Origin of the sequence: Microbulbifer sp. CAU 1566 (assembly GCF_023156515.1) — a bacterium.
Taxonomy (GTDB): domain Bacteria; phylum Pseudomonadota; class Gammaproteobacteria; order Pseudomonadales; family Cellvibrionaceae; genus Microbulbifer.
In genome coordinates this window covers 728,466-751,704 of sequence record NZ_JALNMG010000002.1, presented here as the reverse complement: position 1 = coordinate 751,704, position 23,239 = coordinate 728,466, and the positions used below count along the sequence as shown (strand labels likewise).

At 55.6% G+C, this 23,239-nt stretch carries 17 protein-coding genes; 7 read left to right on the top strand and 10 right to left on the bottom strand.

Going from position 1 to position 23,239, the window contains the following annotated elements; genetic code table 11:
- Positions 1 to 92, top strand: a 92-nt coding sequence (locus M0G74_RS08405; RefSeq protein ID WP_248216187.1) for an IS3 family transposase, incomplete at its 5' end; no start/stop codon positions are given.
- Between the two features lie 144 nt (positions 93 to 236).
- Here the strand turns inward: M0G74_RS08405 and M0G74_RS08400 are convergent.
- Genes M0G74_RS08400 through imuA form a run of 3 tightly spaced genes read right to left on the bottom strand, consistent with a single transcriptional unit; the run spans position 237 to position 5,586 of the window.
- Positions 237 to 3,305 (bottom strand): error-prone DNA polymerase, encoded by a 3,069-nt coding sequence (locus M0G74_RS08400; protein WP_248216162.1) that lies wholly within the window; start codon positions 3,303 to 3,305, stop codon positions 237 to 239.
- A gap of 38 nt (positions 3,306 to 3,343) precedes the next feature.
- Positions 3,344 to 4,873 (bottom strand): DNA polymerase Y family protein, encoded by a 1,530-nt coding sequence (locus tag M0G74_RS08395; protein ID WP_248216161.1) that lies wholly within the window; start codon positions 4,871 to 4,873, stop codon positions 3,344 to 3,346.
- Between the two features lie 26 nt (positions 4,874 to 4,899).
- Positions 4,900 to 5,586: a translesion DNA synthesis-associated protein ImuA gene (gene imuA / locus M0G74_RS08390; RefSeq protein WP_248216160.1), complete on the bottom strand. Its 687-nt coding sequence runs from the start codon at positions 5,584 to 5,586 to the stop codon at positions 4,900 to 4,902.
- A gap of 216 nt (positions 5,587 to 5,802) precedes the next feature.
- On the opposite strand from imuA, the gene dcd reads away from it, so the two are divergent.
- The 3 genes from dcd to M0G74_RS08375 are packed head-to-tail and all read left to right on the top strand — an operon-like array spanning position 5,803 to position 7,795.
- Positions 5,803 to 6,372: a dCTP deaminase gene (gene dcd / locus M0G74_RS08385; RefSeq protein ID WP_160153124.1), complete on the top strand. Its 570-nt coding sequence runs from the start codon at positions 5,803 to 5,805 to the stop codon at positions 6,370 to 6,372.
- Between the two features lie 23 nt (positions 6,373 to 6,395).
- On the top strand, positions 6,396 to 7,598 hold the full coding sequence (locus M0G74_RS08380; RefSeq protein WP_248216159.1) for an NAD(P)/FAD-dependent oxidoreductase: 1,203 nt from the start codon (positions 6,396 to 6,398) through the stop codon (positions 7,596 to 7,598).
- Between the two features lie 11 nt (positions 7,599 to 7,609).
- Positions 7,610 to 7,795: a hypothetical protein gene (locus M0G74_RS08375; RefSeq protein WP_248216158.1), complete on the top strand. Its 186-nt coding sequence runs from the start codon at positions 7,610 to 7,612 to the stop codon at positions 7,793 to 7,795.
- A 47-nt stretch (positions 7,796 to 7,842) separates the two neighbouring features.
- On the opposite strand, the gene M0G74_RS08370 is transcribed toward M0G74_RS08375, so the two are convergent.
- Positions 7,843 to 10,152 (bottom strand): S46 family peptidase, encoded by a 2,310-nt coding sequence (locus M0G74_RS08370; RefSeq protein WP_348983696.1) that lies wholly within the window; start codon positions 10,150 to 10,152, stop codon positions 7,843 to 7,845.
- A gap of 217 nt (positions 10,153 to 10,369) precedes the next feature.
- Here M0G74_RS08370 and M0G74_RS08365 point away from each other — a divergent pair, with 217 nt between their 5' ends.
- Positions 10,370 to 10,582: a DUF3820 family protein gene (locus M0G74_RS08365; RefSeq protein ID WP_282450071.1), complete on the top strand. Its 213-nt coding sequence runs from the start codon at positions 10,370 to 10,372 to the stop codon at positions 10,580 to 10,582.
- Positions 10,583 to 10,624: 42 nt separating this feature from the next.
- On the opposite strand, the gene M0G74_RS08360 is transcribed toward M0G74_RS08365, so the two are convergent.
- Positions 10,625 to 10,891, bottom strand: a complete 267-nt coding sequence (locus tag M0G74_RS08360) for a hypothetical protein (protein WP_160153129.1) — start codon at positions 10,889 to 10,891, stop codon at positions 10,625 to 10,627.
- A 789-nt stretch (positions 10,892 to 11,680) separates the two neighbouring features.
- Between M0G74_RS08360 and M0G74_RS08355 the strand changes: the two genes are divergently transcribed.
- The gene (locus M0G74_RS08355; RefSeq protein WP_248216157.1) at positions 11,681 to 14,548 is read left to right on the top strand and encodes a glycosyl hydrolase family 18 protein; all 2,868 of its coding nucleotides are present in this window, start codon (positions 11,681 to 11,683) and stop codon (positions 14,546 to 14,548) included.
- Positions 14,549 to 14,643: 95 nt separating this feature from the next.
- Positions 14,644 to 16,230 carry a glycosyl hydrolase family 18 protein gene (locus M0G74_RS08350; RefSeq protein ID WP_248216156.1) on the top strand — a complete coding sequence of 529 codons (1,587 nt, stop codon included), beginning with the start codon at positions 14,644 to 14,646 and terminating at the stop codon, positions 16,228 to 16,230.
- Between the two features lie 110 nt (positions 16,231 to 16,340).
- Here the strand turns inward: M0G74_RS08350 and M0G74_RS08345 are convergent, their stop codons facing one another.
- From M0G74_RS08345 to gltA, 5 genes are all read right to left on the bottom strand, one after another.
- Complete coding sequence (locus tag M0G74_RS08345; protein ID WP_248216146.1) at positions 16,341 to 16,808, bottom strand: DUF3365 domain-containing protein; 468 nt, start codon at positions 16,806 to 16,808, stop codon at positions 16,341 to 16,343.
- A 101-nt stretch (positions 16,809 to 16,909) separates the two neighbouring features.
- Positions 16,910 to 18,265: a cytochrome c3 family protein gene (locus M0G74_RS08340; protein WP_248216144.1), complete on the bottom strand. Its 1,356-nt coding sequence runs from the start codon at positions 18,263 to 18,265 to the stop codon at positions 16,910 to 16,912.
- Entirely contained in the window at positions 18,266 to 20,269 is a 2,004-nt protein-coding gene (locus M0G74_RS18350; RefSeq protein WP_248216140.1) for an FAD-dependent oxidoreductase, read from the bottom strand.
- 161 nt (positions 20,270 to 20,430) lie between these two features.
- Positions 20,431 to 20,940, bottom strand: coding sequence for a hemerythrin domain-containing protein (locus tag M0G74_RS08330; RefSeq protein ID WP_248216130.1), 510 nt, complete (start codon positions 20,938 to 20,940; stop codon positions 20,431 to 20,433).
- 477 nt (positions 20,941 to 21,417) lie between these two features.
- Positions 21,418 to 22,707, bottom strand: a complete 1,290-nt coding sequence (gene gltA / locus M0G74_RS08325; protein ID WP_160153136.1) for a citrate synthase — start codon at positions 22,705 to 22,707, stop codon at positions 21,418 to 21,420.
- Positions 22,708 to 23,239 lie beyond the last annotated feature (532 nt).

Here is a 23,239-nt window from a genome sequence, read left to right as displayed (position 1 = left end):
TTGAGTACATCGAAGTGTTCTATAACCGAGTACGTAGGCACTCCGCTATTGGGCATCTCAGCCCAGCGGAATTTGAGCGCAAATGCGCGTAGTTAGGGTGTCTACTTATCGTGGGTAAGACCACCTAAAGAATAGGAGGTTGGACCCGGTCTTTGCAAGGCTTCAGGAGCTACATCATGCATAACAATGTCGGGCAATATGCTGGGAACCTAACCCGCCTTTGCACGCAGCTTCACCTAGTGGAAGCTGCGTATACTCTGTAATTCATCCCACTTTATACAGTGGATCCAGCGCCCTTCGAGGTGTATTACGGGGTAACTGTTTTCTCTTCCTTCTTTTGATACCTGTACTGGGCCACTGACGACGAGAATGTTTCCTCCAGTAATCTCAGGGCGATAACGATTTTGTATCTGTTCCCATAGGACCACGTTGATGACTCCGGTTTCGTCTTCAAGGGTGAGAAACATAACGCCGGAGTTACTGCCGGGGCGTTGGCGACATGTTGTCAGGCCTAGTACTTTTACGATCTGACCGTTCTGGCAGTGGCTTAGGTCTGCGGCTTTTAGCAGGTCACGGAATTTTGGTTGTTTACGTATCAGGGCTATTGGATGCTCCCTCAGACTCAGGCCAGTGCTTAGGTAGTCGCTATAGGTCTGATCTTCTTGGCTGACTTCGGGTTGGTGGGTAGCCAGTGACAGGGTTTCCAGTTGGAGGCTGAGTGCCTGCCAGGTCGTTTTATAGCGGCTTTCAGTGAGCGAGTGAAAGCTATCAGCCTGTGCCAGGGATGCCCGTTCTTCTGGCGAGATGGAAACCCGTTGGTGGAAGTCTTGCAGGTCGATGAATGGTTTTTGTTCCTGTTGTGTACCGATTGCTTCGGCGGTTTCTTCTTTTAGCCCTTTGATGAGCCGCATCCCTAATCTCAACGCAGGCGAATTTGGCTGTGAGAGATCCAGGCGGTGCTGCCAGTGGCTGTGCTGCACGTTAATAGGGAGTATGTTCACATTATGACGCTGAGCGTCATAGACAAGCTGCGCTGGTGCGTAAAAGCCCATGGGTTGGCTGTTGAGCAGGCCACAATAGAAGGCGGCGGGGTGGTGGTGTTTGATCCATGCGGAGAAATATGCAAGTAGGGCAAAGCTGGCGGAGTGGGACTCAGGGAATCCGTAGGAGCCGAAGCCTTTCATCTGCTCGAACAGGCGCTCGGCAAGGTTATATTCATAGCCATTGGCGAGCATGCCTTGAATAAGTTTTTCCCGAAACTGAATCAGGTCGCCATTTTTCCCCCAGCTGGCCATGGCGCGACGCAGGCTGTCGGCTTCGCCACCACTGAATCCTGCGGCGACCATCGAGAGTTTGATGACCTGTTCCTGAAAAATCGGTACTCCCAGGGTGCGCTCGAGTACCGGGCGCAGGTTTTCATGCGGATAGGTGACCGCTTCCAGTTTCTGTTTGCGGCGAAGGTAGGGGTGCACCATGCCACCTTGGATGGGGCCGGGACGGACGATGGCGATTTCGATCACCAGCTCGTAAAACTTCCGTGGTTGTAGTCTCGGCAGCATACTCATCTGTGCGCGGGACTCGATCTGGAAGACTCCGACGGTGTCCGCACGGCACATCATCTCGTATACCGCTTGGTCATCGGCGGGTATGTCCTGCAGGCGCATGCGGGGTCCATAGAGCCCCATGTAGGTCAGGGACTTGCGCAGGGCGGTGAGCATTCCCAGTGCGAGTATGTCGACCTTCATCAGCTTCAGGTCTTCAATGTCCTCCTTGTCCCACTGTACGATAGTGCGATCGTCCATCGCGGCGTTTTCAATCGGTACAAGCTGACTGAGCGGCTGCTCGGTAATGACAAAGCCACCTACGTGCTGCGACAGGTGACGTGGAAAACCGTAAATCTGTGTCAGTAACAGGGGCAGCATTTTGCCGGTAGTGCTATCTGGAGCTATACCAGCTTTTTGCATTTGACGGGGGAAGTCTTCCAGTTTATCCCACCAGGTGCGTTCGGCCTGCAAGCGCTCGATGGTCGCGGCGCCCAGCCCCAGGGCTTTGCCGATATCCCGCAGCGCGCTTTTGAAGCGGTAGGTAATCTTGGTGGCGGCGAGGCCCGCGCGCTCACGGCCGTACTTCCGGTAGATGTACTGGATGACTTCTTCCCGCCGTTCATGCTCGAAGTCCACATCGATATCCGGTGGCTCGTTGCGCTCACGAGAGATAAAGCGTTCGAACAGCAGCCCGATTTGATGTGGGTCAATCTCGGTAATGAACAGGCAATAGCACACCACCGAATTGGCAGCAGAGCCGCGCCCCTGGTAAAGAATATGCTGGCTGCGAGCGAACTGAACAATATCGTGAATGGTGAGGAAGTAGTGCTCGTATCGCAGTTCAGCAATCAGTGTCAGTTCCACTTCAATCTGCTGCTGAATATGCGCTTCAGGGCCATTTTCCCAGCGTTTCTTGATGCCCTCTTCGACCAGTTCCCGCAGGTGAGCGCTTGCGTTTTTTCCTGCAGGTAGAACCTCCGAAGGATACTGGTAGCGCAGTTCTGCGAGACTGAACTGGCATTGATTGGCAACTTTTACACTGTTTTCAATGGCCTGTTGGGGAAATAGGGATTTGACTTCCCGCAGCGAGCGCAGATAGCGCTCGGCATTCTGCTCCAGCCGATAACCCAGCTGATCCAGAGTGCAGTTGTGATAATTGGCATTGAGTACATCCTGAAGGGGCTTGCGGGTGCGGCTGTGCATGAGTGCGGCATTGGTCGCAAGCAGTGGTATCTGTTCCGCGTGCGCGAGTTCTTTTATCTGTTGCAGGTACAGGTTTTGTTCTGGCTGTAGACGGTTGTTGAGTGCTATGTACAGTCTGTCCCGGAAGTGCTCTTTCAATATGGGGGGGAATGTCAGTGGTACAGCTCCGGGTAGCCACAGGCAGATGCTATGTTGGCAATGGTCAAAAATGTCCTGGAGGTAGGTTTGATATTGCCCTTTTTCCGTTCGCAGGCGGGAAGTGGAAATGATCTGGCAGATCTCACTGTAAGCGAGTTTATTGGGGGCCAGTAATACCAGCTGTTGGGCGTCTTCCTGCAGGCGGAAGAAGCTGCCGCAGATCAGCTTCAGTCGACTGCCTTCAGCTTTGAGTTTTTCCAGCGCAGCGTATGCGCGCACCACGCCGGCCATGGAGCACTCGTCGGTAATGGCGAGGGCGCAGTAACCAAGTTGGTGGGCGCTGGTGATCAGTTCCTGCGGATGTGAAGCGCCCTGCAGAAAGGAAAAATTGCTTTGGCAAAAGAGTTCGGCGTACTGCATGCAATGGATATGGGTACTTCTGAGGTGCAGAGGGGGTGTCAGGAATAGACCCCGTGGAGAAACCAGTCTTCGGATGTCAGGTCCTGAAACACCCAGTAGAGGCTCCCCAACTCGCTGCGGGCGATGTAGTAATCGCGGGCATGGCGATGGTGCTGCCACCAGTAACCGTCGATACGCTCCGGCCCCTGAAGCAATTGCAGCTCGCCATCGTAAAAGAGTTTGTGATCGCGCTGCTGGATTCTGTCTGGTCGTGGCAGCAGCCAGCTTGGACGGGGGGCGTTGACCGGATGCAGGTTGTGGCCGCGGGGGCGGCTGTGGAGACTGAGGCTGTCGGCACTCTGCCAGGCCTGCTCAGGGAGATAACTCTCCTTGAGGGTGACACCGGACAGCGCCTGATGGCCCAGGCGAGCCTTGAGTTTGTCGATCAGCTGATAGCTCTCGTGAACCTTGCTGCCTTCATCAAAGAAATCTTCACGTAGCGTCTGGCTCTCCAGTGGCCGCAGCTGCTGACATTTGAGGGACAGGGCCTGTACCGGCTCTTGCAGTGTCACGCGCTCCAGCTGCAGCTTGGTAAGTGCGATCAGGCGCTGGGGATCAAATAGCGGTCGGGAAATCTCGACATTGACCTGCTGGCTGCCGCGGCTACCGTAGTCCAGTATCCAGCACAATTGCTGGCTGTAGAGTTGGCGCCGCTGCAGTTGCCGGCAGAGTTCACGCACCAGGCGTCCGGCGGGAAACAGAAGTTGTTCGCTGTTATCCAGCGGGCTGGGGAAAAAGAGTTCGCTGTGAAACTCTGCGGGTGGCTCGTAGCTGGGTACCGGGTCCGGGCGGGTGCCGTTCAGGCGTGCCTGGTAGTCGATAAAACTGCGCCCGAAGCGATTGCCCACTTCCGACAGGGGGATGGCCAGGAGCTGGCTGACCCGTTTGATACCGCAGGCGTAGAGCTTGGCGATGGCTTTGTTGTTACAGTCCAGCAGTTTGCTGGGGGCGAAGCTGATCCACTGGCGCCACTGCTGTGGGCTGGGGGGGCTCTGGGTTTCTTCGAGCCACAGGCGGTGCTCAGGTAACTGGCTCAGCAGGTGTGCGGCGCTGGGGCTGTGGCCCAGGCCCATGACATGGCTAATACGCATCTTGCGCAGCTCTTTGCGCAGTTGTTGTAACAGCGGGGCCAGGCCGCCATTGGCCTTGAGGCTGCCACTCAGCTCCAGAAACAGGCAGGCGGGGCCGTCATCCCCCTGGTCTTTCTTTTTGCCTTTTTTCTCGCCGGGGTGCGCACTGCCGCGCGGGGATACCACCGGGGTAAAGCTGTAGCCCCATTGGGCAAGCTGTTGCAGCAGCTGGGACTCCCGCTCCGGGTCGCGTTCCAGCAGTTCCAGTTCGGGGCAATAGGCGCAGGCGGTGGCAATCGTCAGTCCCGAGGCTACGTTGCGTGCATGCCCTGTGGCGTTGGCCTCCAGGATCAGGTTGCCATCGGTAACGGCCAGAGGGGTGCTCTCACTATCTTTGCGCCCGGCGCGGGTGAGGGCTTCCAATGGCAGTCGGGGAAACTGAATACAGAGCCAGAGCATGTGCTGTCCTCCCGTTGCGCCTGAAATTAGTGCAGCGGCTGGTCGCGGCGAACCAGCCTCGGATTGCGGGCCAGGTGTATGCGCTGGCCGGATTTACCGTTCAATTGCTTGAGCAGATGCAGCGCCAGCTGCTCGCCATCACTCTTCAGTTGCAGGCGCAGGGTGGCGGGGGAGGGACTCAAGGCGCTGGAACCGGGGCGGAAGTGGAAGTGCAGGCAGTCGCCCTCACGTGCGGCAATTTGCAGGCGACGCAGGTCCTTGTCTGCCGGAGTCTCGCTGTTCTGCCAGTTCACCAGGGCACCACAGGCCCCGGATTGCAGGGACTGCTCTGCGGCCCACAACTGGTCCCGCTGGCCACGGGGGTGCAGTATCAGCAGCTTTTCCAGTTGTACCCCGGCCTGTACCAATGCCGGTGCGTAGGGGATATGAGGAGGGTTGACCAGTATCACCATACGTCCCTGGCGAGTCATTTCTGCCAGGGTGGGCAGGATGAGGGACATTTCACCAATTCCTGCTTTATCGACCAGAAACTCGGTGGTGGCGCCGCGGGGCCAGCCATGATTGGCGAGCAGTGCATCGAGACCGCGATAGCCGCTGCTGATTCCGGTGCGGCGCTGTTGCTGGCGGTTGGCCAGTTGCCAGATATCCGGCCGGGTCAGTAGCCGCTGCAGGGACTGATTTTCGGTCTGATTACTTAACTGTTTGTTTTGCATGAAGTTTTCGGCGCTGTTCACGATCTGTTGGCTCCACACTGGCGGTCTGCAAGGGGTTGACTGGTTGCATATACAGTATCTACTGGCAATTTATACAGTAGTCATCCAGTGTCGGCAAGCCCGTACCAGGTAGACTGGCACTTTTTTGCACAGGGTAAACCGGCTATGATTCGGCCTCTTTAACGACCGCCAGAATTGAACAAGCGAGGGGACAGGGTGAGCATCAAATCCGATAAGTGGATTCGTCGTATGGCCGAGAATGAGGGGATGATCGAGCCCTTCGAGCCGGGCCAGGTACGCCATGGTGAATCAGGCGACCGCTTGATCTCCTACGGCACCTCCAGTTACGGCTACGATGTACGCTGTGCCAGTGAGTTCAAGATCTTCACCAACGTGCACTCGGCGACTGTGGACCCCAAAGCCTTTGATGAAGACAGCTTTGTGGACGTTACTGGCGATTACTGCGTCATTCCGCCCAATTCCTTCGCGCTTGCCCGCACCGTAGAGTACTTCCGTATTCCGCGCTCGGTACTGACTATCTGTCTGGGCAAGTCCACCTATGCCCGCTGCGGCATCATTGTGAATGTGACGCCACTGGAGCCGGAGTGGGAAGGGCACGTGACCCTGGAATTCTCCAACACCACCAATCTGCCCGCGAAGATCTACGCTAATGAAGGTGTGGCGCAGATGCTGTTCTTCGAATCCGACGAAATCTGTGATGTGTCCTACAAGGATCGCGGTGGCAAATATCAGGGCCAGCGTGGCGTCACTCTGCCGAAGACCTGATTGTTATCTGACGACCTTTTGCCATGACAGATTTTCCTGCCCAGGCCGATGTGTTGATCATCGGCGCCGGTGCCGCCGGCCTGATGTGCGCGGCGGTGGCGGGCAAGCGCGGGCGCAGTGTGCTGGTGCTGGACCACGCCAACAAAGTCGGCAAAAAAATCCTGATGTCCGGCGGCGGCCGCTGCAACTTCACCAACCTGTACACGGCGCCGGATAATTTCTACAGCGAAAATCCCCACTTCTGTAAATCCGCCCTGGCCCGCTATACCCAGTGGGACTTTATTGCGCTGGTGGAAAAGCACGGGATTCCCTACCACGAGAAAACCCTCGGCCAGCTGTTCTGCGATAACAAGTCCCGGGATATTGTCGATCTCCTGTTAACCGAATGTCGGGAAGCCAAAGCCCAGATCCGGACCCGCTGCGATATTCAGCGCATCGAGCCGCTGGGAGGCGGGTTAAAAGGTTTTGAAGTGCACACCTCGCTGGGCAAGGTGGTGTGCGAATCCCTGGTAATCGCCACCGGCGGGCTGTCGATTCCCACCATGGGAGCGACGGGGTTTGGCTATGAAATTGCCAAACAATTTGGCCACAACATAATCCCCACTCGTGCAGCGTTGGTACCCTTTACCCTGAACAAGCGTGCACTGGCGCGACAGCAGGAGTTACCGGGAACGTCGCTGCCGGTGAACGCCAGTTGCGAGCAGGGCAGTTTTCACGAGCAGATGCTGTTTACCCACAAAGGACTGAGCGGCCCGGCGATATTGCAGATATCCAGTCACTGGCGCGAGGGTAAGAAGGTAGCGCTGGATCTGGCTCCGGGGCTGAATCTTCCCGAGTGGTTGAGCGAACAGCGGGGGAGTAAGACCGAGAGCTACCTTCACACAGTATTGGCGGAACTCTGGAGCAAAAAACTGGTGCAGTTCTTCCTGCAGAGGAACGGCCTGGAGAGTAAACCCCTGAAGCAGTACAGCGAACATGCACTGCGAGAAGCGGGAGAAAAGCTGCAGACCTGGGAGCTGGTGCCCGAGGGAACCGAGGGCTACCGCACCGCAGAAGTGACTCTGGGCGGAGTAGACACCAATGAGGTTTCATCTCGCAGCATGGAGAGCCAGAAGCAGCCGGGATTATATTTCGTTGGCGAAGTGCTGGACGTGACCGGTTGGCTGGGTGGCTACAATTTTCAGTGGGCTTGGGCGTCGGCCCATGCGGCTGGCGCTGAAGTCTGAGAGAGAAAATTATGGGTGACGTTCTACCATTCAAGAGAAAGACTGCCTGGGAAAAACACAAGGGTAGCAGCCTGTGTCGCGATGGCTTTCACAAATGGATTGTGGTGACCGAGCGCAAATTTGATGTGAAACAAGGGAAGCTGGTAACCGAATACCGCTGTCAGCGGTGCGGGAAAACCAAGACCAAATTACTGTAAATAAAAAAGCCGGCATATGCCGGCTTTTTTATTTCTTGCTTTTGCTATCAGTCTTTAGGTGCGGCAACACCCATTTCTTCCAGCAGGTTGTCGGCGTGGTCGATCTTCTCCATGACCCACAGCATGTATTCCACATCCACGTGAATCGCACGGGTATTGTCGTTGAAGTCCCAGTCCGCATTGATGCTGTCGTAGGTACCGTCGAATACCAGGCCGATAAACTCGCCCTTGCCATTCATGGTAGCGGAACCTGAGTTACCGCCGGTAATGTCTACGGTGGTCAGGAAGTTCACCGGAACCGAGTCCAGTTGCTCATCATAGAAACGACCGTAGTCCTTGTTCTTGATCGCATCCAGCTGTGCCTGGGGCGCGTCAAAAGGATCTTCACCGGTGTATTTGGCTTCGATACCGCGCAGGGTGGTGAAGGGTACAAAGCCGTCTTTACCATCGTTGCCATCGGCTGCGCCTTTGATGGTGCCGGCGGGCGGGGTGTAGCCTTTTACCAGACCGTAGGTCAGGCGCAGGGAGCTGTTGGCATCCGGGTAAACGGGTTTACCCTGCTCGTTGTAGTAGGCAATCAGCAGGTCCATGTACTGCGGGCGAAGCTCGGCGAAACGACCGGCCATGGCCTTGTCGCGCTGCTCGATAGCGAAGCGATCGTCGTAGGTGGCAACGGCCAGCTGGATGAAAGGATCGTCGCTGTTGCGGAAGTCTTCCGGCGATTTTTCCATCCACGCGAGGCGGGCTTCGGTGTCAGTGAGGCCGGTTTTTTCATACATGGCAGCGAGTTTCTGCTGCAGGGCATCGCCACTCAGCTCGCCGGCAAAGAAGCCGTCGAAGCTTTTCAGGTGCTGGTCCTGGGGCAGGGCGTTGTAGCGCTCGAGGAAGTAGGTCCAGATGGCCTGGTCCACGGTCGGCTCGAAGTTGCGCTCGATGCGCTTCATGCTCTCGCTAAAGCGGGTCATATCGCGCTCCTGGTAGCCGGGCTCGCGCTCCATATTCGGCTTCTGCTTCTCCAGGCTGAGGCGGTAGAGGCGCTGTGCACTGCTCAGCATGGCAGAGCGGTTCATGTAGCCCAGCAGCAGGTCGCGTTCCTGGGTGGACTGCTCTTCTGCAATCAGCTGCTGCAGGTCAGAAATTACCGAGGAGTATTTCTTCTTGGACTCCGGGTTGGCTTCGATCCAGGCTTGCAGGTCTTTTTCCAGCTGCTGTTTGCGCTGGAGCAGGTCGCTGCGGTTGTAGCCTTCCATCATGCCGGTGAAGTTTTTCGAGTAGTTGTTGAGGCCGGCAACCAGGCTTGCGTACTTGAGTGCGGCGTCCTTGTTGTTCTCGGTGGCATTGCCGATCACTTCAGACCATTCCGCCAGTACTTTCTGCATGGTGGGGTAGTACCAGCTGAAGTTGTTGCTGACTTCTTCCGCGGTGCGGTAGCGGTTGGTGCGGCCTGGGTAGCCGGCAACCATCACGTAATCGCCTTCCTTCGGACCTTCGGTGGCGACTTTCAGGTGGTGCTTGGGCTTGTAGGGTACATTGTCTTTGGCGAAGTCGGCGGGCTTGCCGTCCGGGCCCACATAGGCGCGCAGGAAGGAGTAGTCGCCGGTATGGCGCGGCCACATCCAGTTGTCGATGTCGCCACCGAATTTACCGATAGACGCGGCCGGTGCGTGCACCAGGCGTACATCGCGAATGGCCAGCTGTTTGATCAGGTAGTAGCTGGCACCGCCGTAATAGCTGTAAACCTCACAGCGGTGACCGGGATCGGCTTCACAATCGGCCACCAGGGCTTTCTCGGCGTCTTCGATGGCCTTGAAGCGGGTGGCTCCATCCATGTCATCGCTGAGCTTGCTCTTCACTTTGTCGGTGACTTCCTGCATATCCACGGTAACGTAGATACGGGAGCCGGGAGCTGCGGGCAGTTCTTCTTCCAGGGTTTTGGCGAGGAAGCCGTTGGCCAGGAGGTCGTTGTCTTCGGTGGAGTTGTAGGAAATGGAGCCATAGGCGCAGTGGTGATTGGTGGCAACCAGGCCCTGCGGAGAGACGAAGGATGCGGAGCAGCCGCCAAGACTCACTACGGCATTCATCGGGAATTTGGTCAGATCCGTCATGGTTTTCGGATCCAGCTCCAGGCCGAGTTCTTTCAGTTTGTCACCCAGTTCCGGCAGCTGGCGCGGCATCCACATGCCTTCGGTGGAAACGGTGGCCGTATCGGTCGCAGGAGCTTCCGCTGTGGTATCGGTTTTCGCTGTGACTTGGGTGTTTTCTGCCGGTTTACCACAGGCGGTCAGCAGGGCAATGCTGAGAGAAAGACCGAACACCTTTCCGAGAGATGGCGGTAGATATTTGTCGTTATGTTTCACTGTGAATCCTTCAACGTTACGCGGAAGTTACCGCGCCATGTTCAAAAAATGTACGGGTTTCGAGGCTGGACATCAATCGTCCTGAAACCCAGTGGTTTAGATACTCTCATAAGTATTGCGATAGAGAAAATGCCTGGGGTACAGGGCGGCGTAGAGAGGAGCTATGGGCCGTCCGGTGTAGAATGGCTGCCAATGAAATTTGTTACAGGGTATTGGATTGGAAAAGCAGGATTTGGTGGATATTGCTCGTATGCCCATGCCATTTGGCAAATACGCGGGACGCCCGTTGATTGATTTGCCAGAAGAGTATTTGCTGTGGTTTGCGAAGAAGGGTTTTCCCAATGGCAGGCTGGGGCACCTGATGGCGATAACCCTGGAGATAAAAATCGAAGGGCTGGAGGGACTGGTCAAACCCCTGAAAAAACAATGAGCCTCGAAAGGAGGCTCATGTAGTTGTGTTTATCGGGCATGCTTAGCGATAGACACGGCGACCGTAACGGTCATAGCGGTAGTGTCTTTTCTTGCTGCGATCGTAGAGCCAGCCACTGGCGCCGCCGATAGCGGCGCCAACCGCGGCACCACCTACATCACCGGTAACCAAAGCGCCGGTTACCGCACCAATACCGATACCGGTACCAACACGGCGATCGCTGTCACTCATATTGGCACAGCCAACCGTTGCCAGGGTGAAAGCCAGTGTTGAAATCAGACCTGTTCGTTTAATTGTTCGGAACTGCATAAAAACTCCGCTTGCATTGCTCGGACATTGCTCGTGGAGTGTATGGTGCGCCCGAGGGGCTCCCAACAGGTGTGTAACCTCAATGCCCCAGGTGATTAAAAAATGAGAAGAAAGTGTGGTAGTAGAGGGACCCACACTACACTGGTAACTGTCCCGGGAAGACTCCCCCATCGCGAGACGAGGTGGAGTGCCAACAAGAAGCGGTCCGTAACCGAGACTGAACATGACCGTAAATAGGCCCACAGCGGGTAGCCACTGGTCTGAAAAATGATTTCAGCGAGGCGAACAGCGGGAAGTTTCAGTCAGCTTGATTGGGTAAATGGGGCAGAGGCGGCCGATGTGATGTCGGCCGCTTTCGTTTTTGGTTAGCTTTCGTACTCTTTTCGGTGCTCTCTTTTCGGTGATTGGGGCCTGGAACAGCGGTACGGCTTAGTGCAATAAGATATTTTTCCCGCCATAAACTGATTTCTTCATGTGACTCACCTCTCAAGACTGCCTCAGGGGGCTGGTCAAAAACCTTGCTATCGGAGTATCGTGAAAAAGTAATGACACCGCTGTCAATTTATTATTAAAAATGACAGCGGTGTCATTGGCCCGGGCCACAAGCGGGCGATCCAGAGGTACCTGTTCAAGAGGTTGTTGAACACTGAAGTAACAGATGTACCGGCATAAGCAGTTGAATGCCGTTCAATCGGGGGCAGCGAAGCCCGTCGAGGTATGGCGGAACACAAAACGCTGCTCTCATTGATAGACCCTTACCCATAAAAGATAACGACAAGGTGAACATCAATGAAAGGGCTCACTCCAAGCCACTGGCGCCGCGCACTCCTGGCGCTCGGCCTCGCCAGTTCCTCAGCTATTGCAGCGCCCGGCGCACCCACCATCGACTGGATGGAAACCAGCTTCGGTATTATCGAGGTGGACGATGCGGCCACTGCTTACGAGCAGCTGCTGACCGTCAATGACTATGCGGAAGTTCCCGTTTCCTGGTCTAAGTGGTCCGGTGATCCGGCGACCAGTGCCCAGTACCTGCTGAATGGTCAGGTAGTACTCGAGCAGAGCCTCAGTGGCGGCGAAACCCAGACTGGCACCGCGACGCTGCAGGTCAGCCAGGGTGGTCAGTACGAACTCCAGGTTGCCCTGTGTAATGACGATGGCTGCGCAACTTCTGCAGCAACCAACATCGTGGTTGCAGATACCGACGGCAGTCATTTGGACCCGATTACTCTGACCGCTGGTGAGAACAACCAGCCTTATACCAACAGCAGCAACTCGGTTGTTGGTACTTACTTTGTGGAGTGGGGCGTTTACGGGCGCAAGTTCTCCGTAGACATGATTCCTGCCTATAACCTGACCCACATCATTTACGGTTTCGTACCCATCTGTGGTGGCGACGGCATTAACGACAGCCTGAAAGAAATTGAAGGCAGCTTTGCCGCGCTGCAGCGCTCCTGCTCCGGCCGTGAAGACTTCAAGGTCTCCCTGCACGACCCGTTTGCCGCAGTGCAAAAATCCCAGGCAGGCCAGACTTATTCCGACCCCTACAAAGGGAACTTCGGTCAGCTGATGGCCCTGAAACAGGCCTATCCAGACCTGAAAATCCTGCCGTCCATCGGCGGCTGGACCTTGTCCGACCCCTTCTATTTCTTCAGCGATGCCGCCAAGCGTAAAACCTTCGTGGACTCCGTCGAAGAATTTGTTCGCACCTGGAAATTCTTCGACGGTGTGGATATCGACTGGGAATACCCGGGTGGCCAGGGAGCCAACCCCAACCTGGGTGATGCGGCTATCGATGGCGAAACTTACCGCCTGCTGATGCGCGACCTGCGTGCAATGCTGGATAACCTTGAGCAGGAAACCGGCCGCGAATACGAGCTGACTTCTGCGATTGGTGCCGGTTCCGACAAAATCGAAGACGTGGATTACGCGAATGTACAGCAGTACATGGATTACTTCTTCGTAATGACTTACGACTTCTACGGCGGTTGGAGCAACGATGTTCTGGGCCACCAGACTGCGCTCTATGCACCGGCCTGGAGACCGGATACCGATTACACCTCGGACAATGGCATCCAGAACCTGCTGGGCCTGGGGGTGGATCCGGGTAAATTGGTTGTCGGTGCCGCCATGTACGGCCGCGGCTGGACCGGTGTTTCCGGCTGGAGCGGTAACGACCACATGACCGGTACTGCCACCGGCAAAGTGGCAGGTACCTGGGAAGCCGGTGTTGTGGACTACCGCGACATCGTTGGCCGCCTTGCGACCGGTGAGTGGGAAGAGTACTACGACGCAACTGCCGAAGCGCCTTACATGTTCAAGCCGAGTACCGGTGATCTGATCACTTACGATAACCATCGTTCGGTACTGGCCAAGGGCGCCTATGTGCAGTCCAAAAGCCTGGCTGGTCTTTTCTCTTGGGAAATCGACGCGGACAACGGCGATATCCTGAATGCCATGCACGAGAGCCTCGGCCACGGTGACGGTCAGAACAACCGCACCCCGACCGCGCGCGCCGGTGGTGATCAGACCGTGGATGGTGGCGTCACTGTAACGCTCGACGGCAGCACGTCCAGCGACCTGGATAATGATCCCCTGACCTACAGCTGGGTTCAGGTTTCCGGTAGCAGCGTAACCCTGCAGAACCCGAGCAGTGTTAGCGCCAGCTTCACCGCGCCGAGCGTTACCACTGATGAAGAGCTGGTATTCGAGCTGACGGTTACTGACGACAGCAATGCCAGCAGCAGCGACCAGGTTTCCGTCACCGTACTGGCGGATCAGCCCAACCGTGCGCCCAGCGCTCATGCGGGTGACGATCAAATGGTTGTGACCCCGGCCACCGTAACCCTGAACGGCACTGGTTCCAGTGACCCGGACGGCGATGCGCTGACGTACAGCTGGACTCAGGTACAGGGCACTACCGTCACTTTGAGCGACAGCACTTCTGCCAGCCCGAGCTTCTCCGCTGCTGCGGTGAGTGCTGAGGAAGTCCTGGTGTTCGCACTGACCGTCAGCGACGGCAGCCTGAGTGACGATACCCCGGATCAGGTCAGCATCTTCCTGCTGCCTGAAGACGCCAATACGCCCCCGGAAGTATCTGTAGCGCCGAGCGTCACCATTGCGGAAGGTGCCAGCAGCACCATCACTGCAACTGGTACTGATGCCGACGGCGATACACTCACCTACACCTGGAGCGGTATGGAAACAGGCTCCGGTGAAAGTATTACCGTAACCGCGCCGCAGGTTGACCAGGATACGACCTTTACTCTGACCGTTACCGTCAGCGACGGTCTCGATTCTGTCAGCGCCGATGTTTCTGTACTGGTGACCAACAGCACCGGCGGTGGTTGTGAGCTTATCGATCCGAGCGCGGGTACTTACCCGGCGTGGCAGTCCGGCGTTTACCTGAGCGGTGACCAGGTGAGCTACGACCAGCTGGTATGGGAAGCCAAGTACTGGACCCAGCAAGAGCCTGGTTTCAGCTCGGCGGACTGGAAACTCATCAGCGACGTAGAAGTGCCCTGGAATGCCAGCACTGCCTACAGTGGCGGTGATGAAGTGAACCACAACGGCAAGCGCTACCGTGCCAAGTGGTGGACCCAAAGCGAGCCGGGCGTCTCTTCCGATTGGGAAGAGATCGGCGACGCGACTTGTAACTAAGTACTAAAGCAGTAAACAGAGGGCGCCAAGGCGCCCTCTGTTCTTTTCGACGTTGTTTCCGACCATTCCCTAAAAAAATAACTTAGGAAAACCCTATGAAAAGGCAATTACTGAGCCTGTTTGCTATCGGGCTATTTTCGTTCGAGGCGGCGGCAGTCGACTGTAGTGCGCGCCCGGATTGGGAAGCTAGCGCCATTTATGTGGGCGGTAATCCGGTCCAACATCTGGGCAACGCTTACACCGCGAATTACTGGACGCAAAACAATGATCCGGTAACACACTCCGGAACCTGGGCACACTGGAAATACGATGGCGCTTGCGATGGCAGTTCTTCGTCGAGCTCTTCCTCCAGTTCCTCCTCCAGTTCTTCTTCGAGCTCCTCCAGCTCTTCGTCCAGTTCGTCATCCAGCTCCTCAAGCTCGAGTGGCGGTTCCGGCGGCGGCTCCTGTATTTCCGTGCAATATGTTGCTGGCACCAGCTACGCTGCTGGGCAGCTGGTACAAAACGTTGGCCAGGAATTCCAGTGCAATATCGCCGGCTGGTGCTCGTCCAATGCCGCCTGGGCTTATGCGCCGGGTGAGGGGGCTCACTGGGAAGACGCCTGGAGTCAGGCTGGTGACTGTGGCAGCTCTTCGTCCAGTAGCTCCTCCAGTGGTGGCTCCAGCTCGTCCTCGAGTGGCTCCGGCTCTTCCAGCTCTTCGGGTGGTAGTTCTTCCGGTGGCAATAGTGGATTACTGCCGAAACATGCGCTGGTAGGTTACTGGCACAACTTCGACAATGGTTCCGGCCTGTATCGCATCAGCGAAGTTTCCGATGTGTGGGACGTGATCGTAGTGGCTTTTGTGGACGACGCGGGCAACGGCAATATTGCATTCAACCTGGATCCGGGGCTCGACAAGCAGCAGTTTATCGCTGATATCGCGGCCAAGCGCGCGGCGGGTAAAATCGTGATTGCCTCTTACGGAGGTGAGAAGGGTACCGTGACTCTGAACACGGCAGAGAATGTGGCTAATTTTGTTGCCAGTACTGCGGCGATGATCGACGAGTATGGTTTCGACGGTATTGATATTGACCTGGAATCCGGCGCGGGCGTTATGCACGGTGCACCGGTCATCCAGAACATGGTGGATGCGGTCAAGCAGCTGAAGCAGCAATACCCGAACATGTACCTGTCCATGGCACCGGAGCATCCCTATGTGCAGGGTGGCTATGTGTCCTATACCGGTATCTGGGGGGCCTATCTGCCGATGATTGACCAGTTGCGCAACGAGCTGGATCTGCTGCATGTGCAGCTGTACAACAATGGCGGTCTGGCTACGCCTTATCAAGGATCAGCCTACGCGGCGGGCTCGGTGGATATGATGGTGTCTTCGGCACTGATGCTGATCGAAGGCTTCCCACTCGGTTACGGCAATGCCGGCTTCTTTGAAGGTTTGCGCCCGGATCAGGTCGGTCTGGCACTGCCCTCAGGTCCGCGCGCTGCGGGGAGTGGCTTTGCCACGACGGCGGATATCAACCGTGCTCTGGACTGTCTGACGCAACAACTGAACTGTGGCACTCTGACGCCCAGTCAGGCATACCCGAGCTTTAATGGCGTGATGACCTGGTCCATCAACTGGGATATGAACGACGGTGGTATCTTCTCGGGTCCTGTGGGCAGCCATGTCCACAATCTGCCCTGAGAATTACACTGCGGAAAAACAAAAAAGGGGACGCTGAAAAGCGTCCCCTTTTTTTTAAGGTCAGTCCGCCTTATTCACGGTTGACCAGCTCTTCGTTTCTGTCGCGTCACTTACATCGGGAAACGAATCACCACGCCACCCATGGTCTGACCCAGCTCGAAGTCTTTACGCGGGCTGTCGACGTGATCGTTGTGGCAGCTAACACAGGCGGGAGAGACCGCGACATCCGGATAAATCGCCGTGAAGTACTCGGTGTCGCCCAGGGTTTCGGTGCCGTAAAAATTCTGCCCCGGATTATCGACAATAAACGACAGGCCCTGGCGCTCGAGGTCTGTACGAGGCTTGTTCTGCTTGTTGATGGCCCACTGGGAGAGCAGGGCATAATTGAATCCGGCCTCTTGTTCCGCGACCCGTTCTGCACCCATGCGCATCATTTGGGCGGGGAGGGGGAGTGCCTGATTGTCTTTCCAGTGCTCATCCGCTTTGATTACCTTCTCTTCGTTCTGCAGACGGTTGACGACAAAATTGGTGTAACTGGCACGGTCTGCTTCGATTACTGCAAAAATGGCGTCAGCCATTCGCTGAGGTTCGATACCGGTTTTTTCTCCACAGCCTGAAAGCGCTGCGGCGGTAGCTAAAACAAAGGCACGAGTACGCATGATTTCCCCTCCTGATGGGATTACTTGCTGGATTTTATTTCGGCAATTCGCTCACGTATCAGCTTGAATGTTTCATGTCCTTTTGATGGCGGCACGCTGAAATTACTTTCTATTTGTTGCCTATCCGCCAGTGCTGCAATTGCAAATTCAGCGCCGTGGCAGTTCAGGCAAACAGGCAGCATTTTTTCATTGGGACGAAGATTGTGATTCTGGTTATGGTTTACCAGTAACTCCCCATTGTGTAACTCCCGCGGCAGGTGACAACTGGCGCAGCTTACCCCGCCAGAGGCGTCTTTCTGCCAGGTATCGAAGTGTGCCGATGCGCGGTAGGCCAGGCTGTGTTCGTCATTGTGGCACCCAAGGCATGCCTCAACAGCGGCGTAGCGTGTATTTATCTCATGTGCTTGATGACAGCTGGTGCAGTTGAGTTCGGCATTTGCGGATTCTTTCATCGCAACATGGGCTTCTACCGGTGTCATGGCTCCGGTGTTCTCCCTGAATGACGCTGGTAGCTTGGCAGACAGACGAAGTCCGTGTTTGCCCTGGGTGAACTTTTCACGTTGCGCTTCATGGCAGTTACCGCACACATTCACAATTTCTGCACTGGTGAATTGCAAACGCCCATCGACATGGCATTGACGACAGTTGGTTTCAGTTTGTGCATGAATACTGGAAGACCAGTCGCGGTGAATATTCGCCAGTGTTTCCGGTGTGATTTCCAGGGAAAATTCCTGTGGATTGAGGTCGGCGTCGTCAATGTTGAGGGGTACGCTCTGGGGGTGCGCACTTTGCCAGTGGGCAAGAGCGGACCGCTCCGGAAGCTTGCCTCCGGGCAGCAAGTCCTGCGAGCCCATCTGTGCAACCAGAAAGTCCTCATAGAGGTAGCGGTTGTCGTGATAGTTGTGGCAACCGGCACTGGCGCAGGTCTCAAAGCCGAAGCCGGCATGATTGGGTCGATTCTCTGCAATATCGCTATGGCAGTGAACACAAAAGTCTCCGGCCAGGGTTACGCCCATGTCATGGGTGATTTCTGGTTTGTGCTCTGTATGGCAACTAACACAAAGCCGGGCATCCAGGTGGTTAAGTAACCCCGCATTGCGTGGGTCGAGGAACTTTTTTCTGGGGTGGCTATCATCCGCTTCCAGCAGTTCCTCTTGATGACAATTGAGGCAGGCTTGCTGGATAAAGTCCTGGCCTGCGAAGCCGTCTCCATGACAGCTGCTACAGGCCATTTCGACCTGGTGGTGACCGTGGCTTGTTTCGCCACTCAGAAAATAGGACTTGTCCGAGGCCTCAAGGTTGTATGTGATGAGCGCAACCGCCAGCAGGGTCAGCAAAAGGCCGTAATGCCAGAACTTGAATTTATAGTTTTTCATCTAAAAGTAATACACGGCGAGAATATGGTAGAAGAGCAGAACCGGTAGCGCCCACAGGAGTGCGTAATGTACCCGCGACCACCATTTTCGATGTTCGCGGAGCTTGAGATCTGTCCAGTGATGGTTGCGTGCCATGAATACGCCTACCAGGGAGCCGGTACAGGTAGCCGCGAGAAAAACCAGCATCAATACAAAGTTGAGATTTTCCCCCAGCCGAAAGCCGGTGTGGACGATAAGTGCTACGAGCGCGACACAGCCGATAATGCTGTGGAAGTAGCGCCAGTGATCGAGGTGGCCAAGATTGTGCTTTATCCAGCGCTTTCGCAGGCTGAGGCTTGCCGTGAGCAGGCAAAGTGCCAGCAGGGTGTAGCCGCTTACCTGTTTCCAGAAGTTGTCGTACCAGAGATTTTTCAGATACCAGTTTACCTGCACGCTGTCACTGACATTCGGGGCTGGCACCAGTGCGGCCAGAGCAATCAATACCAGTGACAAGAGTGAAATCAGCAGGATGCCATTTGCATGGCGCATAACCAGATTGGGTGCCGGCGTATCGAGTAACTCCGCCATAATCGGGCGACAACTGCCGCAGACCGAGCCCGCTCTGGTTTCTATCTCGAGGTCCTGTATTGTGCGCTTGCCGTTGGCGATGGCTGTGCACAGTTCGCCTTTACTGACACCATTACACTGGCATACCAGATAGCTGTCCGGTTGTTGTTTGATACTCTGGTTGACCTGTGACTGCCAGAGATAGCCTTCCTGCTCAAACTTGTTCAGTGCTTTGGTGGAGAGTTGTTCGCCACCAGTGATGGCCTCACTGACTCGCAGTCTCTCATCCCAGGGGCCAATAATAATGGCGCCCACAAGTGCCCCGTTATTTAGATACAGCTCCCGGCAAAGCCCCCGAAACCGGTTTTCAAACCGGTATACGGTAATCTGATCATAGGCGTCAGGTGCGGTCTGTCCGAGCAGGGTGCAGGGGATATGCGCAACCTTGAGTTCAATGTCGGCACGGCTGCCCTCGTAGGGGCCGGGGGAGGCGCTGCAAATGTGCTGGCTGCAGATTTCCGCCTGCTCGAAGCCGGGGCGCACCAACTGATAGATGCGGCTGTCATATTCCGCGCACTCGCCGATGGCATAAATATCCGGATCGTTGGTTTCCATATAGGGGGAAACCTGGATGCCGCGACCGGTTTTTAGCCCGCAGTTCTGTGCCAGTGTCACTTCTGGCGTGATACCCGTACACAATACGACTGCATCGGTGCTCAGGCTTTCTCCATTGGAAAGCAGAACGCGCTCTACCGCGCTATCTCCTTCAAAAGCGCGGATCTGCACTTCCGTCATCAGTTCGATTTGGAGCGTAGTCAGTGCGGATTTCAGGTAGTTTTCTGAAGTATTACTGAGTTGCCCCCCCAGCAGACCCGCGCGCGCCAGCAATACCACTTTGTTCTTGGGTGTTTTGAGTGCGGCAGCGGCTTCCAGCCCGAGGGCGCCGGCACCGACCACGATAATTGTCTGGCTGCGGTCGCGGAGTGCAGCCAAGTCTCGAGCGTCGCGTAAGTTGCGGAAGGGGATGATGCTATTTAGGTGCGCCCCGGGAATCTCTGGAACCAGAGGCCGTGAACCGGTGGCCAGTATCAGCTTGGTGTAGGGCTGGGCGTTGCCGTCTTCGTCAATGACCAGTCGAGCACTCCGGTCAATACGAGCCGCCGGGCGATTGTGATATTCGGTCAGGCGCCCACTGGACTCCCGTTGGACGGGGTTGCCGATTTCTTCCAGCGAGAGTTCACAGGATAAATATTGAGAAAGACGAACCCGATTATATGGCGCTTCATTTTCAGCACCGAACAGTACTACCTGGGCGTCACTGCTGTATTCCAGTAATCGCTGCGCGCAGCGGACACCGACCGGGCCAGCACCGACGATGACATATACCGGGTATTCCGGCTGCTGTTCCGTATGGGACTTTAGTGACGCTTGCCGTGTTAAATCAGCGGTTTCAGCCACAAATACCCCCCGAGTACATCCATACACCCGAAATCCGGGTCTTCCCTCGAGTCATCATCAAGCCTGCTTTTGTTATTTTTCTTGGTATCAATCCGAATCCCACGGGTATCACTGAGGGGAGTCGGGGGCCGCTAAGCGGTCAACAGTTGGATATTGCTGGATCAGGACGCGTGGTAAAGCGTGTAGAGCTCCCGCTCCTCCAGTGAAACCCTGCGGGTCAGCGCTTCCCCGATTTTTTCGTAATCCCGCTTGAAGTCCATCAGCATATCGCCGGTAAAAACGTCTCTCGAATAGCGCTTACAGAACTGCACTACGGCATTCGCGATGTCATTCATATCGCTGCGAAAATCCTTAACAATTTGCAGCGTGTGCGAATCGTTGTCGAGCGATTGCTCCAGGTACACATAGAAGCTGACATTCTCTTTGATCAGGTGCGCCTGAAATGTGGATTTAAAGGCTTTGAGCAGTTCGGCAACTTTGCGAAAGTCCTGTCTTTCATACCCCTCTGACCAGATCCGTTGGAAAATCCCGATAAGCTCATGGTGATCACTTTTCAGTGCGTTAATTAGGGATGGGTCATAGCTGATGGTACGCCCTTGTCCGCTGCCTGAGGCGTTGCGGGCAGTAGCAGGCGTGTTGCTACGGGATTTGCCGGAAAAAATGCGGAACATAGTCGAGAGCCTTTTATCGGGTTTATCTGAATGTTGTTGTGGCTTTATCACAGATAAAGGGGAGTAGGAATTTTGCCGCGCCCGGGCGTGATTTAAACTGTTTTTTTGGGAATAATTTCCTATTTATTAGTTGTTGTGAGAATTTTGTCACAATTTTCTTTGGGCGAGAATAGCGCCAGTAAAGAAAGCGGAAAGGTTTTTCCACAATAGTGGGCTAATTGATAACAACCGTTCTAACTAGAGACTGGAAAGAAGGGCATATCGAGGCGTGTAAAGGTGACTAGGCGCAAAGGCAGATTGAGTAGATAGAAAGGAACAAAGACAGAGGCAGGGCAAATATAAAGGGAGGGGGCGTCTATTGGTACGAAGGTACCTTTCGAGGTGGTGTGAGCTTTTATTTAGCTTTCAAACAAGCCTTTCTATTCGCGCATAAAAAAACCCGGCGGTAGCCGGGCTTTTTTACTCTGGAGTAATCGCTTAGCGATTGTCCAGGGATACGTAATCGCGCGGGGTGTAGCCGGTGTACAGCTGACGCGGGCGACCGATTTTGTACGGGTTGGAGATCATTTCGTTCCAGTGCGCAATCCAGCCCGCGGTGCGGCCGGTCGCGAAGATCACGGTGAACATATCGGTGGGAATACCGATGGCTTTCATAATGATGCCGGAGTAGAAGTCCACGTTCGGGTAGAGTTTCTTCTCGACGAAGTATTCGTCTTCCAGTGCGATCTTTTCGAGGCGCTTGGCGATTTTCAGCAGCGGATCGTTTTCTGCACCCATGGCACCCAAGACTTCGTCACAGATACCTTGCATGACGCGGGAGCGCGGGTCGAAGTTTTTGTAGACGCGGTGACCGAAGCCCATCAGGCGGAACGGATCGTTTTTGTCTTTGGCCTTGGCTACGTACTCGTCGATACGGCTCTCGTCGCCGATCTCCTGCAGCATGTTCAGAACCGCTTCGTTGGCGCCGCCGTGTGCCGGGCCCCACAGGGTGGCAATACCGGAAGAGATACAAGCGAAGGGGTTGGCGCCGGAGGAGCCGGCCAGACGCACGGTAGAAGTAGAGGCATTCTGCTCGTGGTCCGCGTGTAACAGGAAGATCACGTCCATGGCCTTGGCCACAACCGGGTCGATCTTGCTCGGCTCACAGGGGTTGCCGAACATCATGTGCAGGAAGTTCTCAGAGTAGCTGAGGCTGTTGTCCGGATACATGAACGGCTGGCCTTTGCTGTGCTTGTAGCACATGGCAGCCAGGGTCGGCATTTTGGCAATCAGGCGATCCGCGGAGATCTTGCGGTGTTCGGGATCGGTGATATCCAGGGAGTCGTGGTAGAAGGAGGCGAGGGCGCCAACTACGCCACACATCATGGCCATCGGGTGGGCGTCGTAGCGGAAGCCCTTGAAGAAGTTGACCAGAGATTCGTGCACCATGGTGTGGTTCATGATGCTGTTGACGTATTCCTTCTTTTGCTGGGCATTTGGCAGCTCGCCGTTCATCAGCAGGTAGCAGGTTTCCAGGTAGTCAGATTTTTCCGCCAGTTGCTCGATGGGGTAGCCGCGGTGCAGCAGTACGCCTTTGGCGCCATCAATATAGGTGATCTTGGATTCGCAGGAGGCGGTGGACATAAAGCCCGGGTCGTAGGTGAACAGGCCCTGGCTGGCCAGGCTGCTGACATCGACAACGTCAGGACCGGCAGTGCCGGAGTAGACCGGCAGGTCGAATGGGGCGTCGATACCGTCGACCGTTAGTTGAGCTTTCTTGTCGGACATTGTGGACTCCTAAAAACTATTCTTTTGCCAGCTTTCTTATTTCCACACAAATCACTGAATGTTTTCTGTGATCCTACGGCCCGAGAAGGGCGCGTTCCGCGCTCACCTGTGATCACCTTTTTATGGGAAGGGCTATCACAGGTGTTAATTCAGCAGGTGCAAAACCCGGAAAGGGCCGGATTCTGCGGGCTCGGAGGGCCTTCGTTGGCTGCATCCGGACGCGGATATGGGGCTAGCGGGCTTTTGAGCGCGGCCAAACTTAAGTGCCACGCCCCAAATTGTCAAACCAAATTGAACTGGCTGACCGGTTCTGTTGCCGCAGGATCTTCCGCAACTGGAGAGGGTGGCAGGGATATTGCCTGTCTCGGAGGGCGAATCCGCCATGGAAATTCGGGGGGCGGGAAATGCCCGACTCATACTATGGTCTATGGCGTGGCGTCGTTTGCTTCTGGTACAAAGCCGTCGCCGAGGTCCAGGGTTCGTTGTGTTTTGAAATTTGAATGCCTATAATCCGCGCGGCTTGCGCCGTGGT